This is a genomic window from Herminiimonas sp. GW821-FHT09C12, from assembly GCF_059416385.1.
The window spans coordinates 1,704,998-1,719,752 of sequence record NZ_JBWKPC010000001.1 but is presented as its reverse complement, the minus strand read 5'-3'; the positions used below and the strand labels follow the sequence as shown (position 1 = coordinate 1,719,752).

Here is a 14,755-nt window from a genome sequence, read left to right as displayed (position 1 = left end):
GTATGTCCAGCTATTTGCAAGAAGCACGTACCAAAGCTGTAACCGTCCCATCCCTGCTCGCAATGAAAGAACGCGGCGAGAAGATCACCATGCTGACCGCTTACGATGCGAGCTTCGCGTCGATGATGGATACCTGCGGCGTAGAGATGATCCTGATTGGCGATTCGCTCGGCATGGTATGCCAAGGACATAATTCAACCTTGCCAGTGACGATAGAAGATGTCGCCTATCACACCGCTTGCGTAGCACGCGGCTCCAAGACTGCATTCGTCATGTCCGACATGCCTTTTGGTTCTTATGCAACGAAAGAAGATGCCTTCAAGAATGCAGTCAAGCTGGTGCAAGCCGGCGCACAAATGGTCAAACTCGAAGGCGGCGCATGGATGGCCGACACCGTTCGTTTTTTGACTGAGCGTGCAATTCCGGTCATGGTGCATCTGGGCTTGACGCCGCAGTTTGTACATCAGTTTGGTGGTTACAAAGTGCAAGGCAAGACCGCAGAAGCGGCAGAACAATTGAAAAGCGACGCGCTGGCATTGCAAGCTGCTGGTGCTTCCATGTTATTGCTGGAAGCGATTCCAGCATCACTGGGCAAGGAAGTCACTGAACTGGTGGCCATGCCGACTATCGGCATCGGTGCAGGCCCTGATTGCTCAGGGCAGGTACTGGTACTGCATGACTACATCAACGTCTTCCCGGGCAAGAAAGCCCGCTTCGTCAGAAACTTCATGGAAGGCCAGACCAGCATAGAAGGCGCAACACGTGCCTATATTGCAGCAGTCAAGGATGGCTCCTTCCCTGCACCGGAACATTGCTTCTGAAGCGATAAGGTCTGATGAAGTGGTTGCAGCGCTACATTCAGCATTGCAACTATCATTGAAATAACTGGTGTGATTTTATGCAGCAACGAATCTGAGTCGTTGCTGCATTTCAGTTTTTACTGAAACGCCGTTTGCATGGCAATCGCGCGATGATTGACGACTACTTCGTCGATGATGCCGCGAAACAAATTCTGCACCACCTGCGGCTTCACGCCGAATTCATTTGCCAGCTCGGTATAGCGTTGCGCTTGACGTGCTTCGCGCTCTGGATCAATTGCGCTTAACTTCTTCTGCGCCTTCAATGCACCAACCTGATTAGTAATGTTGAAGCGTTTAGCTAACAGCTCGACCATTTGTGCATCGATCTTGTCGATCTCGACGCGTAGTACTGCCAATTCAGAATCTTCCATTTATGCTCTCCTGCAAAATCGACGCAAGCTGCCAACTCACTTTGGCAGGTGCGTGATTGTAATCAAATAGTGTAATTAAAGCTCTCTGGCCGCAAAGGTATTGCAATCATTCAAGTCGCCGCGCTGTATGCCGCGCTGGAACCAACGCACGCGTTGTGCTGACGTGCCATGTGTAAATGAATCCGGCACCACCACACCTTGCGATTGCCGCTGCAAGGCATCGTCGCCAATCGCACTGGCAGCCTTCAATGCGCTTTCCACATCACCGTTTTCCAAAATGCTGCGCGCCTGATTGGCGTGATATGCCCAGACACCAGCAAAGCAATCTGCCTGCAACTCGACTTTGACTGACAAGGCATTCGCCTGCTTTTGCGATCCGCCGCGTTTTGCCTGTTCCACTTTATCCATGATGCCGCTAATGTGCTGCACATGATGTCCAACTTCATGTGCAATCACATAAGCTTGCGCAAAATTACTGGATACACGGAAGCGATCACGCATGGTTTGGAAGAACTCCAGATCGATATATACCTTCTGGTCGCCAGGGCAATAGAAAGGACCCGCAGCTGTATCGCCAGTACCGCACGCTGTAGGCGTCTGACCGGAAAACAGCACCAGTTTCGGCCTCACGTAAGTCCCACCGCTCTCGCGAAAAATGGGTCCCCAAGTATCTTCTGTATCAGCCAAGACTGTTGAGACAAACTTCGCCGTTTGATCATCAGCCGGAGGACGTTGCGCCGGTGCCTGCTGCGATTGCAACTGACCGGGGCCACCACTCAGCAGACTGATAATCGTCGCCGGATTGATGCCGAGAAAATAAGAGCCCAGCAATGCGATGACGATGGTGCCGATACCGATAGAGCGGCCGCCAAACCCACCGCCGCCACTACCGCGTCTGTCTTCAACGTTGTCGCTTTCGCGATTACCTTCCCATTTCATATCGCCTCCGGGCTGACGCTAGTGATTTGTAGTGAAAACTTCTGTTCATGCCACATTGCGATTATCTCAATCGGCACTTGGATCAACACGTTCTTCCACTTGTTCATACCGCGCAAAACTATTCTTCAGCTTTTCATCTGCAGCATCCGGGCAATCAATCGTCACGCCGAGATCGCTGAGCAAACCATCCTTCAAGCCATACACCCAGCCATGTATCGTCAATTCCTGTCCACGCTCCCATGCGTCCTGCACGATGGTTGTGCGGCACACATTGGCGACCTGCTCGATCACATTCAATTCACACAAGCGATCATGCTGCGCCTGCGTCGGCAAAGTATCGCGCAGATAGCGACCATGCTTTTGGTGCACATCCTGCACATGACGCAACCAGTTATCTGCCAAACCGACGCGACGGCGCGTCATCGCCGCATGCACCCCTGAACAGCCATAGTGACCGCATACGATCACATGTTTGACACCCAGTACATCGATAGCAAACTGCAAGACCGATAAGCAATTCAAATCCGAGTGCGCCACCACGTTGGCGATATTACGGTGGACGAATAACTCGCCCGGCTGCAAATCGACAATTTCATTCGCAGGAACACGGCTATCGGAACAACCTATCCACAAATATTCAGGCGATTGCTGTGCGGCAAGTTTTGCGAAGAATTCTGCATCCTCCGCCACCATAGCTGCGGCCCAATTACGGTTTTTCTGGAACAGTTGTTCCAGCGCGAGCGGTTCTTTCTTTTTTTCTGTCATCTTTATCAATCATGCTGCCGGTTCAATACACAAACGGCGTATCAGCGGTGGCTGCCATTTTATCTGGAATTATCAACTAGAGATGGACTGCATTACGCCGGCACTGGCGATAAAAAAGCCGCTGACCAAATCAGTCAGCGGCTTTAGATATCTCGCCTACCATAGCAGGCTCTGTGAGCGATGTTGCAACTTACTGCTCTCCGAGTAATTGTCGTTTGAGTTTATCGTCGACCGGCTTCGCTCCCAGCCAGATACGCAGTACCGCGTTATAGAACGCCACATCGTTTATCGGCTCAAGGATGCGCTTGCCGTTCAACTGCACTGTCATGCCGCTGCCTGGCAGCCAATCCACATGCAATACATCACCTTCTTTCAGTTGAGACACGGAGCCAAACATTGCGTTGAATTTCGCCATAGGCGCGGCCAAGGCAGTACGCTCACTTGCATCAGTATTTTGATCTATGCCACTGGTGAAAGCCTTGCCGAATTCCTCACTACCGACATCGCGCAACATCACAATATGGACACGGCGCGCACCGGGTGCCGCCAACACATCGGCTGTAGTGGTTTTCTTGTCTGTCAGATAGAGACCGGCGACATAGACTTTGAAGATCACTTTGGTACGTATCCCGACACCATTGAGCCTGAGATCCTGATTAGCGACCTTGATGCTGTCATCGAGCTTTACACCGGCCAGCTCGACCGCCGTTGCAGTATGGGCGAAAAACAGAGCACAGCACACAGCCAGCATGCCGCCGATTGCTTTAAACGGTTTCATGGTGTCTCCAATGGTTGTTGTGAAGCCAGCATAGAACCTTGCAGGCCGGCGAGCAACCAAAAAAAAATGCCGGTCGAAAAATCGACCGGCATTTGCTAGCAAGGTACATTCTTACTCGAAGAATTCCTTAACCTTGTCTTTCCATGACTTGGTCTGCGGGCTGTGCTTGGAGCCGCCTTCTACCGTCAATTGCTCAAACTCGCGCAACAATTCCTTTTGACGCTCTGTCAGCGTGACTGGCGTTTCCACTATCACGTGGCAGAACAGATCGCCGGCGTAACCGGAACGCACGCCCTTGATGCCTTTGCTACGCAAACGGAAGGTTTTACCCGACTGCGTACCCTCTGGAATCGTGAACGATGCCTTGCCGCTCAAGGTTGGCACTTCGATTTCGCCGCCCAATGCCGCTTTCGCAAACGAGATTGGAATCTCGCAATGCAGATCGTCGCCATCGCGCTGGAACATCGCGTGCTGCTTGATGCGAATTTCCACATACAGATCGCCCGGCGGGCCACCATTCATGCCTGGTTCGCCGTTACCGGACGAACGAATGCGCATGCCGTCATCAATCCCGGATGGGATTTTGACTTCCAGTGTCTTGTTGCGTTTGATCTTGCCTGCGCCGCTACATGCAGCACAAGGCGACGGATTGATCTTGCCGCTACCGTGACATTTCGGGCAGGTTTGCAACACGCTGAAGAAGCCTTGCTGCATACGAACCTGGCCATGTCCACCGCACGTGGTGCAGTTGATAGGCGAAGTACCTGGCTTGGCACCGCTGCCGTCACAAGTCTCGCAGCTATCCCATGAAGGAACGCGTATCGTCGTGTCGTAACCGTGTGCAGCCTGTTCCAGCGTAATTTCGAGGTTGTAGCGTAAATCAGCACCGCGATAAACCTGTGGTCCGCTGCGACCGCCGCGGCCACCACCAGCTTGACCAAAGATGTCGCCGAAGATATCGCCGAAGGCATCGGCAAAACCGCCGCCACCTCCGCCGCCACCCATATTCGGATCGACACCGGCATGACCGTAACGGTCATAAGCATCGCGCTTTTGCGGGTCGGACAGCATCTCGTAAGCCTCTTTGGCTTCCTTGAACTTGTCTTCCGCGCCCTTGCTATCCGGATTGCGATCCGGGTGGTGCTTCATTGCAAGCTTGCGATATGCCTTCTTGATTTCATCATCGGTGGCATTTTTGCCCAGTCCGAGGATTTCGTAAAAATCACGTTTTGCCATTTTGTAGGCGCCTTGTTCTATCTAAACTAAAACGCCGAGTCGACGGTTTTTTGAGAACCATTCGACCCGGCGAGTCTGCATGGCACAGACAAATTAACGAAAATTACAAAGCACTTCAAAACAGTAATTTGAAGTGCCAAGCAGCTTTTGCATTAATAAATCCAGCCGCTTGACCAATCAAAATTACTTGTCTTTGACTTCCTTGAAGTCAGCATCAACCACGTCGTCATGCTGTGCTTTCGCATCTGCTTGAGCGTGACCAGCATCGCCCGCACCTGCATCAGCACCGGCAGCGCCTGCTGCTTGTTGTGCTTGCATATCGGCATACATCTTCTCGCCGAGTTTTTGTGCGGCAGCTGACAAGGCTGCGGATTTTTCATCGATGGCAGCTTTGTCGCTACCTTTCAATGCTTCTTCCAGCTCAGCAATCGCTGCTTCGATTTTTTCCTTCTCGCCAGCTTCCAGCTTATCGCCGTATTCAGCCAACGATTTGCGGGTCGAATGCACCAACGCGTCGCCTTGGTTGTGCGCTTCTGCAACTTCTTTCAGACGTTTGTCTTCTTCTGCATTGGCTTCGGCGTCCTGCACCATCTTTTGAATTTCTTCTTCGGTCAAACCAGAGTTTGCCTTGATGGTGATCTTGTTTTCCTTGCCGGTTGCCTTGTCTTTCGCGCCGACGTGCAAAATACCGTTGGCATCGATGTCGAAGGTCACTTCAATCTGTGGCGTACCGCGTGCCGATGGTGGAATACCTTCCAGATTGAATTCGCCCAAAGCTTTGTTACCAACTGCCATCTCGCGTTCACCTTGGAACACTTTGATCGTTACCGCAGGTTGGTTGTCATCAGCGGTCGAGAACACTTGGCTAAACTTGGTCGGAATCGTGGTGTTCTTTTGAATCATCTTCGTCATCACGCCACCCAGGGTTTCGATACCGAGGGACAACGGAGTTACGTCGAGCAACAACAGATCTTTACGATCACCGGACAAGACCGAACCTTGAATCGCTGCACCGACTGCAACCGCTTCATCTGGGTTGACGTCTTTGCGTGGTTCTTTGCCGAAGAATTCTTTTACTTTCTCTTGCACCTTAGGCATACGGGTCATACCGCCGACCAGAATGATGTCGTCGATGTCAGATACTTTGACGCCTGCATCCTTGATTGCGATGCTCAGTGGTGCAATGGTTTTGCTGATCAGTTCTTCAACCAACGATTCCAGTTTTGCACGTGTGATCTTCATGTTCAAATGCACAGGTGCGCCGTTCGCCATCGCGATGTACGGTTCGTTGATTTCAGTTTGTTGCGACGACGACAGTTCAATCTTCGCGCGTTCTGCCGAAGCCTTGATACGTTGCAGTGCAATCGCGTCTTTCGACAAATCGAGACCGTTGATCTTTTTGAATTCGTCGATGATGTAATCGATGATGCGTTGATCGAAATCTTCACCACCGAGGAAGGTGTCACCATTGGTCGACAACACTTCAAATTGCATTTCGCCATCAACGTCTGCGATCTCAATGATCGAGATATCGAAAGTACCGCCGCCCAAATCGTACACAGCGATCTTGCGATCACCTTTGCCGCCTTTGTCGAGACCAAACGCCAACGCTGCCGCAGTCGGTTCGTTGATGATGCGCTTGACGTCCAGACCAGCGATACGACCAGCGTCTTTGGTTGCTTGACGTTGTGCATCGTTGAAGTACGCAGGAACGGTAATGACCGCTTCGGTCACTTCTTCGCCGAGGTAGTCTTCAGCGGTTTTTTTCATTTTGCGCAGGATTTCTGCGGAAATTTGCTGTGCAGCCAGCTTCTTGTCGCGCACGGAGATCCATGCGTCGCCGTTGTCGGCTTTGACGATTTGATACGGCATCATGCCGATATCTTTCTGCACTTCTTTTTCGTCGAATTTACGGCCGATCAAACGCTTGACTGCGTACAGTGTGTTTTTTGGATTGGTAACTGCCTGGCGTTTAGCCGGTGCACCAACCAGAATTTCGCCGTCTTCCTGATATGCAATAACGGATGGCGTAGTACGTGCGCCTTCCGAATTTTCGATAACTTTCGGCTTGCCACCTTCCATGATTGCTACGCAGGAGTTGGTCGTACCTAAATCAATACCAATTATTTTGCCCATGATGGTCTTTCCCTTAATGTCTGTGATGCGAAACTGTTAAATACAAAATTTGTTAACGTCAATATGTGGCGTAAACAGGTGCTTTCAAGTTATTTTTCTTGTGCAACCGTTACCAGCGCCGGACGTAACAAGCGATCTGCAATCAGATATCCTTTTTGCAGCGTACTGACGATCGTATTGGCTTCCTGATCGGCAGGGACGACTGAAATGGCCTGATGTTTCATCGGGTCCAGTTTGTCGCCTTGTTGCGGTTTAATTTCCAACAAACGATTCTTCTCGAAAGCAGCGTTCAGCTGTTTCAAGGTCATTTCCACGCCTTCCTTCAACGAATCAACGGAAGGTGTTTCTACTTGCAACGCCATTTCCAGGCTGTCTTTTACCGGAACCAGCATCTCGGCAAAGCCTTCAATCGCAAATTTGTGCGCACGGGTAACGTCTTCCTGCGCACGGCGACGGAAATTCTCTACTTCGGCTTTGGCACGCAAGAATGAGTCCTGCAATTCTTGTACGAGCAATTGGGACGCCGCGAGCTGCTCCTCCAGGGTAGGAGTAGAAGCAGGTGCCGCCTCAGCCGTTACCGGCTCGTCGATCGACGCTGCTTGCTCAGCGTATTTATCTTGGTCTTGCATGAAAAAATCTCCAACAATCAATGAGTTATGACAAAAAATGCCAATGCGACAGTGCACATGGGGTTATCCCACACTATTTCAAGGGGTATTCTGGCGGACTTCCCAATTAATTCGCGAAACGCGATGATAAACGCTGCAGTGTGGTCTTTGTTACAAAAAATCATCCATTCATGGGATGGTATTTTTTTCCACACGAACTAGGCTATAGGGGTGAACACGCCATTTTTCACGACATCATCCCTGACGATAGAAAACATCATGAAACTGCCAGTCATTTCCCTATCGATTGTGGCCTATACCGCCGTTGCGGCTGCAGTCATTTGTTATGTCGCATTGTAAAACAATGCGCGCAACATGAGCGCTTTGAAAGGAAAAGCGCCAGATACGCTTTTACCTTCCATAAATGCTGCTTAATCGCAAAAATTCAAGGTTTTTCGGTAAAAAACCCTCATTTCTGCCTGATTTGACCTTTATTGGGCTGCGCCCAGACGTTTTGCCTCTTCCAGCGAGGTACGCGCCTGCTGCTCCTGCTCTTCGCGCTGCGAAGACGGAACAATAGTCGGCCAGCCGATCAAGTGCAACTCCGTAATTTCCGCCATTGCCTTAATCCAGGCATCATCTTCATTCAGGCATGGGATGTAATTGAAGTCCTTGCCGCCGGCACTCATGAAGTCGTGACGTGCTTCCATCGCGATTTCTTCCAGAGTTTCCAGGCAGTCGCCAATAAATCCGGGACAAATGACATCCACGCGGTTGATGCCCTCTTTTGCCAATTTACGCAAAGTGGGTGCTGTGTACGGCTGCAGCCATTCCGCCTTGCCGAAGCGCGATTGGAAGGTCACCAAATACTGATCTGGCGTCAGGCCCAGTTCTTTTGCCAGCAAGCGCGCCGTTTTATGGCATTCACAGTGGTAGGGATCGCCCAGCGTCAACGTACGTTTTGGCACGCCATGGAAGCTCATCACCAGTTTATCCGGCCGACCGGCCATATCCCAGTGAGCAAGCACTGACTTGCGCAAGGCGCGAATATAGCCGTCGTGATCGTGGTAATGCTTGACGAAGCGCAGCTCCGGTACATTGCGCTCTTGCGCGTAATGGCTGAATACAGCGTCGAAAATGGAAGCGGTCGTGGTGCCGGAATATTGCGGATACGCAGGCAACACCAAAACTCGGTCGCAACCATCCACCTTCAATTGCTGCAATACGCTGGCCACCGATGGATTGCCATAGCGCATGGCGTAGACAACTTTGACCTTGTGACCGCGCTCGCCCAGATAACCACCCAGCAGCTTGGCTTGTTTTTCGGTATGCACCTTCAGAGGCGAACCTTCATTACTCCAGATCGATGCGTATTTCTTGGCTGATTGCCCGGAGCGAAACGGCAGGATGAGGAAATGAAGGATGAACCACCAGATTGCACGAGGAATTTCCACCACGCGCGGATCAGACAGAAACTGCTTCAGGTAACGCCGCACCGCAGATGTCGTGGGTGCATCAGGCGTACCAAGATTGACCAGTACAACGGCGGTTTTCGGTATGGTGCCGTGGGTATACGGTGGTTCAGTTCTAAAGGACATGAGTTCTCAATCTTATTGATCTTATAGGGTGATGCAAACACGCCGTATAAAGGAGTAGCAAGCGTCGTTGCTTAGGTCGCCAGCAATTCCCTCGCGTGGGACCGTGTAGTCGCAGTGATTTCCAATCCACCCAGCATACGGGCGATTTCTTCCACGCGCGCATTCGCGTCGAGTGCATCGATAGAGGACACAGTTTTTCCGTGATTGCTTTGCTTGCTGACCTGAAAGTGTTGATTGGCCTGGCTGGCAACTTGCGGCAAATGCGTCACGCATAAGACTTGACGATCTTGCCCCAAGCGGCGCAACAAGCGCCCCACTACTTCAGCCACGCCACCACCGATACCGCTATCGACTTCATCAAAAATCAGCGTAGGCGTTGCAGTCGCACTTGAGGTAATGACAGAAATCGCCAAGGCGATACGTGCCAGTTCGCCACCTGACGCCACCTTGGCCAGCGGCCGTGGCGTGGTGCCAGCATGTGCCGCCACCATGAATTCGATTTGTTCCAAACCATAGGAAGCTGGTTCGCACGGCTGCAAAGCGATCGCAAATTTACCGCCGGTCATGCTGAGTTCCTGCATTGCGGCAGTGACTGCATCACCCAAAGCTTTCGCGGCCTTGGCGCGTGCTTTCGATAATTTTTGCGCGACGCTGATGTATGCCGCTTTCAGTTTTTCTTCCTGTGCACGCAAGGCATCCAGATCGCTGGCATCGGCCAATTGCTTCAGCTGAGCGGACAGCGTTTCCAGTTCTTGCGGCAAATCGTCAGGTGCGACGCGGAATTTGCGTGATGTGGAGTGGATATTTTCCAACCGTATTTCAACTTCGCGTAAGCGCGCAGGATCGAGCTCGACTCTGCTCAAGTAATCATTGAGCGCATACACGGCTTCCTGCAATTGAATACGTGCAGGTTCCAGCGCATCCAACACTGGCTGCAAGCCGCCATCCAGATCGACCAATTTGCCGATGCGAGTATTTAAAGAAGACAACTGCGACAGCATCGGTGTATCAGCGTCGGAGATCAGATCCAAGGCTTCTTGCGCGCCTTCGATCAGGCTGGCAGCATGCGATAGACGACTGTGTTCATTGCTGATGTCGACCCATTCACCCGGCTTGGCTGCGAGTTTTTCCAACTCGCCTACTTGCCATTCCAGACGCTCACGTTCGAGCAAAACATTCTTCGCATTGGTTTCAAACTCTTCGCGCTGTTTAGCCAATGCACGCCATGTTTTATACGCAGCGGCCACAGCTTTTACTTCATCCTGCAAACCAGCCTGGTTATCCAGTAGCACACGTTGCGCGTCAGTTTTCAGCAGAGATTGATGTGCATGCTGGCCATGGATATCGACCAGTTTTTCACCCAGATCGCGCAGTTGCGTAGCAGTAGCGGCAATGCCGTTGATGAAAGCTTTGGAGCGACCGGCGTTGTCTATTACGCGACGCAACAAGGCACCGCCGTCTTCATTGCTGAATTCGTTTTCGGCCAGCCATGCGTCCAGCTCGGCGCTGGCAGAAAACTCGGCAGTAATGTCGGCCTTGGCCGCGCCTTCGCGCACGACGCTGGCATCGCCACGACCGCCCAAGGCCAGTGCCAAAGCGTCGATCAGGATGGACTTGCCCGCACCTGTTTCCCCGGTAAAAACCGAGAAGCCAGGCGAGAACTCAAGTTCGATAGCATCGACAATCACGAAATCGCGGATGGAGAGCGTGCGCAGCATGTGAATAGTGCGTTCCAGGTCGTTCGTTTTGCCACGGCGCTGCTATAAACAGATGTGACAAAAACGATTAGGTTTGAATGATGAATCAACGTTGCGCAGGCAAAACCTGCTGCAGCGTGAGGTTATTTTAACCGGCCTTCTACCGATGGATATTCATTCCAGTGCAGCTTTTCACGCAAGGTGTCGTAATAATTCCAGCCTTCTGGATGCAGGAAGGTAATCGTATGTTCGGAGCGCTTCACGATAATTCTGTCGTGCTTCAACAATCTGGCAACAGACTGCATATCAAAGTTGACGCTGGCATTACGACCGCCCATGACTTCGATCACGATCTCGCTGGTATCCGGCACTACGATCGGGCGATTGGACAAGGCATGCGGCGCAATCGGCACCAGCTCAATACCACGCAAGCTAGGATGCAGTATCGGACCGCCGGCAGACAAAGCATAGGCGCTGGAACCGGTCGGCGTCGCCACAATCAAACCATCCGAGCGTTGGTTGTACATGAAGTGACCATCGACTTCGACGCGCAACTCAACCATGCCGGCACCTGAACCGCGCGACAACACGACGTCATTGAACGCCAGCGTGTTGTACATCGCTTCGCCTTCGCGCTCAATGGAGCCTTTCAGCAAGCTGCGCTGTTCGGATCTGACTTTGCCGTTCAGCATTTCCTGCAGCAGAGGCATCATCTGATCCAGCGAAATATCGGTCATGAAACCGAGACGCCCTTGATTAACGCCGATCAGCGGCACATCGTAAGGCGCTAACTGCCTTGCAATGCCCAGCATCGTGCCGTCACCGCCGACTACAATAGCGGCATCAGCGCATTCGCCGATCTCGTGCAAGGTCATTGATTCATAAGCGCTCAAGCCAAAATTAAGCGCGGTTTCCGCTTCGAAAACGACTTTGCGTCCGGTCTTGCCCAGACAATCGGCGATATCGGTCAACGATTGCGCAATTCCGCCGGCCATGTGTTTACCGACGATTGCGATCGTATTAAAGCTGGGAACAGGAGATGAGTTTGGTGTAAGCGACATGCTGCAGATTAGACCATAATTTGCCCTTGTCTTGCACCAGGGCCTGTTAACAATTAATTTGCGAGTGCGAACGTGCGACAGGCGTTGACTGTCTAGGCGCAGCGACACGACATAGCGGTGCTATGGCAAGGAGTTGCAACAACGGCAGACGACGCCTGTCGCCGTTCCCGAAGGGTTCCAAACAGAAAGCGCGCTGACTGCGTTGCATGGCTTGCAGGTGGACCCACCACCTGCTACGCCACGCGCCTTGCCACCACGCTTTCTGTTTGGAACGCATCTCGCAAATTAACTGTTAACAGGCCCTAGCATCCATCCACGTAATTGATTGTGAATCGACCATGAAGTCTCATCTAACGCATCATCCTATTAAGGCCGTCCTGTTCGATCTGGACGACACCTTATGGCATTTAGCGCCAACTTTGGTCAAAGCCGAAGCCATTTTGTACGACTGGCTGAACATCCATATTCCCGGCGTGACCCAGCGCTTCAGTAATGAAGAATTGCGCGAATTGCGCATGGAGCTGCTACCAACCGATCCTCAATATCAATTCAATGTGTGGGCCTTGCGCCATGCTGCATTGACGCGCGCCTGCCATCTGACCAGTGAAAACAAGGATCTGGTTGATCAGGCGATGGCGGTTTTTTCTGTAGCACGCAATGCCGTCACACCTTTTGACGATGTCGTACCGGGTTTAAGCAGCTTGCGTCAACGCTTTGCCATCGGCTCTGTTTCCAACGGCTTTGCTGATCTGGAAGCGATAGGCCTGGCGCAGCACTTCCAGACCTCGATCGCCGCCCATCAATTCGGCAGTGCAAAGCCAGGCGCTGAGATTTTTCATGCGGCATGCGAGGCACTTTCAGTTGCGCCGCACGAAGCAATTTACGTTGGTGACGATCCCGCATTGGATATTCAAGGTGCAAAAAATGCCGGCTTGCAAGCAGTATGGATGAATCGCTTTGGACGCACCCTGCCCGAACATATCGTGCCAGACGCAAGCTGCACGAACTTATATGAGCTCGATGCCTGGCTAAAGCGCGCATAATGACAAGCAACCAGACGGACTAAGTCGCAAAAATGGATGAAGATCATCCGTCGTATTTTTTGCACGTAACCTCGTATGCTTGCCGCCCGGCATGGCCACTCATTACAATAGCAACACTATGCAACTCGATAACCGCGCACAAACCCTGCTGAAAGCTCTAGTCGAACGCTATATTGCGGACGGCCAGCCTGTCGGCTCGCGCGAACTTTCCAAGATATCGGGTCTCGATCTATCGCCGGCGACCATACGCAACATCATGGCGGATCTGGAAGAAATGGGTTTCGTTGCCAGTCCGCACACTTCCGCCGGTCGCGTACCAACGCCGCGTGGCTATCGTGTGTTTGTCGATACCTTGCTGACTGTGCAATCCATCGATGAAAGCGCGTTGGAATCGAAACTACAAAATTCGCTGCAAACCGGTTCCTCGCAAAAAATCATTTCCAACGCGGCGCAAATTCTGTCGTCACTCTCCGAGTTCGCCGGCATCGTCATGACGCCGCGGCGCGAATCGGTGTTTCAGCAAATCGACTTTCTGCGCTTGTCAGAAAAACGCATATTGCTCGTCATCGTCGGCCCTACCGGCGATGTGCAAAATCGCCTGCTGCTGACCGATGTCGATTATTCGCCTACGCAGTTGATACACGCGGCGAATTACATCAACCAGAATTACGGCGGATTAAGTTTCGACGACGTACGGATACGTTTGCAGGGCGAATTAAAAGCTTTGCGCGACGATATGACGCGTTTGATGCAAGCTGCGGTCGAAGCTGGCAGCGATGCGATGAATGATAATAGCGACGATGTCGTGATTTCCGGTGAGCGCAATCTGCTCAGCGTGTCGGATCTTTCATCGAATATGGTGTCATTGCGCAAGCTGTTCGATCTATTTGAACAAAAAACCAGTCTGATGCAATTGCTGGATGTCTCCAACAAGGCGACCGGCGTACAAATCTTCATCGGCGGCGAATCGAATCTGGTCCCTATGGATCAGATGAGCGTCGTCACCTCGCCTTACACCGTCAACGGCAAGGTAGTCGGCACATTGGGTGTGATCGGGCCGACACGCATGGCGTATGAGCGGGTAATTCCGATTGTGGATATCACGGCAAAATTGCTGTCGAACGCACTCAGCCACAACAACTAATTCCAGCAAACAAAATACAAAAAGCCATGCCCCGTTACCGGTTGCATGGCTTTTTTATAAATCCCGCAGATTATTTCTTGGCTTTTTGGCAGCTCTTGCAGTGGCCGTACAAAGCCAGCGCATGATCAGCAATTTCAAAACCGTGCTCTTCAGCGATACGGACTTGACGTTTTTCAATTTCCGCATCGAAAAACTCTTCTACTTTGCCGCAATCCAGGCACACCAGATGGTCATGGTGGGAGCCTTCGTTCAATTCAAAAACGGCTTTGCCGGTTTCAAAGTGATTGCGTTGCAGCAAGCCAGCTTGTTCGAATTGCGTCAAAACGCGATAAACCGTTGCCAGACCGACATCTAGATTATCGTTCAGCAACATCTTGTAGACGTCTTCCGCGCTCAGATGGCGTACCTCGGCATTTTGGAAAATATCGAGGATTTTCAGACGTGGCAGCGTCGCTTTCAGACCGCTGGCTTTTAACTCGGATGGATTGTTGGGCATGTTCTTGTTCATATTGAGGATAT

At 51.8% G+C, this 14,755-nt stretch carries 15 protein-coding genes; 4 read left to right on the top strand and 11 right to left on the bottom strand.

What is annotated here, in order from left to right; genetic code table 11:
- The first annotated feature begins 2 nt into the window (after positions 1 to 2).
- Positions 3 to 821, top strand: coding sequence for a 3-methyl-2-oxobutanoate hydroxymethyltransferase (gene panB / locus AC07N2_RS08195; RefSeq protein ID WP_494777787.1), 819 nt, complete (start codon positions 3 to 5; stop codon positions 819 to 821).
- Between the two features lie 116 nt (positions 822 to 937).
- Here panB and AC07N2_RS08190 read toward each other — a convergent pair whose 3' ends face one another.
- The 7 genes from AC07N2_RS08190 to grpE form a co-directional block, all read right to left on the bottom strand.
- The gene (locus AC07N2_RS08190; RefSeq protein WP_076593470.1) at positions 938 to 1,231 is read right to left on the bottom strand and encodes a chorismate mutase; all 294 of its coding nucleotides are present in this window, start codon (positions 1,229 to 1,231) and stop codon (positions 938 to 940) included.
- A 75-nt stretch (positions 1,232 to 1,306) separates the two neighbouring features.
- Entirely contained in the window at positions 1,307 to 2,170 is an 864-nt protein-coding gene (gene ypfJ, locus AC07N2_RS08185; RefSeq protein ID WP_076593469.1) for a KPN_02809 family neutral zinc metallopeptidase, read from the bottom strand.
- A gap of 66 nt (positions 2,171 to 2,236) precedes the next feature.
- The gene (gene can, locus AC07N2_RS08180; RefSeq protein WP_494777786.1) at positions 2,237 to 2,935 is read right to left on the bottom strand and encodes a carbonate dehydratase; all 699 of its coding nucleotides are present in this window, start codon (positions 2,933 to 2,935) and stop codon (positions 2,237 to 2,239) included.
- 190 nt (positions 2,936 to 3,125) lie between these two features.
- Positions 3,126 to 3,713 (bottom strand): chalcone isomerase family protein, encoded by a 588-nt coding sequence (locus AC07N2_RS08175; RefSeq protein WP_494777785.1) that lies wholly within the window; start codon positions 3,711 to 3,713, stop codon positions 3,126 to 3,128.
- A 111-nt stretch (positions 3,714 to 3,824) separates the two neighbouring features.
- The gene (gene dnaJ / locus AC07N2_RS08170; RefSeq protein WP_076593466.1) at positions 3,825 to 4,949 is read right to left on the bottom strand and encodes a molecular chaperone DnaJ; all 1,125 of its coding nucleotides are present in this window, start codon (positions 4,947 to 4,949) and stop codon (positions 3,825 to 3,827) included.
- A gap of 183 nt (positions 4,950 to 5,132) precedes the next feature.
- A complete protein-coding gene (gene dnaK / locus AC07N2_RS08165; protein ID WP_494777784.1) occupies positions 5,133 to 7,085 on the bottom strand; it encodes a molecular chaperone DnaK in 1,953 nt (650 codons plus the stop codon).
- Positions 7,086 to 7,174: 89 nt separating this feature from the next.
- Positions 7,175 to 7,714: a nucleotide exchange factor GrpE gene (grpE, locus tag AC07N2_RS08160; protein WP_494777783.1), complete on the bottom strand. Its 540-nt coding sequence runs from the start codon at positions 7,712 to 7,714 to the stop codon at positions 7,175 to 7,177.
- A gap of 210 nt (positions 7,715 to 7,924) precedes the next feature.
- Here grpE and AC07N2_RS08155 point away from each other — a divergent pair, with 210 nt between their 5' ends.
- Positions 7,925 to 8,053 carry a hypothetical protein gene (locus AC07N2_RS08155; protein WP_494777782.1) on the top strand — a complete coding sequence of 43 codons (129 nt, stop codon included), beginning with the start codon at positions 7,925 to 7,927 and terminating at the stop codon, positions 8,051 to 8,053.
- 131 nt (positions 8,054 to 8,184) lie between these two features.
- On the opposite strand, the gene hemH is transcribed toward AC07N2_RS08155, so the two are convergent.
- The 3 genes from hemH to AC07N2_RS08140 form a co-directional block, all read right to left on the bottom strand.
- Positions 8,185 to 9,291, bottom strand: coding sequence for a ferrochelatase (gene hemH, locus AC07N2_RS08150; RefSeq protein WP_494777781.1), 1,107 nt, complete (start codon positions 9,289 to 9,291; stop codon positions 8,185 to 8,187).
- A 71-nt stretch (positions 9,292 to 9,362) separates the two neighbouring features.
- Positions 9,363 to 11,009, bottom strand: coding sequence for a DNA repair protein RecN (gene recN / locus AC07N2_RS08145; protein ID WP_494777780.1), 1,647 nt, complete (start codon positions 11,007 to 11,009; stop codon positions 9,363 to 9,365).
- A gap of 122 nt (positions 11,010 to 11,131) precedes the next feature.
- Positions 11,132 to 12,049 (bottom strand): NAD kinase, encoded by a 918-nt coding sequence (locus AC07N2_RS08140; protein WP_494777779.1) that lies wholly within the window; start codon positions 12,047 to 12,049, stop codon positions 11,132 to 11,134.
- Positions 12,050 to 12,387: 338 nt separating this feature from the next.
- Between AC07N2_RS08140 and AC07N2_RS08135 the strand changes: the two genes are divergently transcribed.
- Complete coding sequence (locus AC07N2_RS08135; protein ID WP_494777778.1) at positions 12,388 to 13,092, top strand: HAD family hydrolase; 705 nt, start codon at positions 12,388 to 12,390, stop codon at positions 13,090 to 13,092.
- 118 nt (positions 13,093 to 13,210) lie between these two features.
- On the top strand, positions 13,211 to 14,236 hold the full coding sequence (gene hrcA / locus AC07N2_RS08130) for a heat-inducible transcriptional repressor HrcA (RefSeq protein WP_076593459.1): 1,026 nt from the start codon (positions 13,211 to 13,213) through the stop codon (positions 14,234 to 14,236).
- Between the two features lie 70 nt (positions 14,237 to 14,306).
- Here hrcA and fur read toward each other — a convergent pair whose 3' ends face one another.
- Positions 14,307 to 14,732 carry a ferric iron uptake transcriptional regulator gene (fur, locus tag AC07N2_RS08125; RefSeq protein ID WP_494777777.1) on the bottom strand — a complete coding sequence of 142 codons (426 nt, stop codon included), beginning with the start codon at positions 14,730 to 14,732 and terminating at the stop codon, positions 14,307 to 14,309.
- Between the last annotated feature and the right edge of the window lie 23 nt (positions 14,733 to 14,755).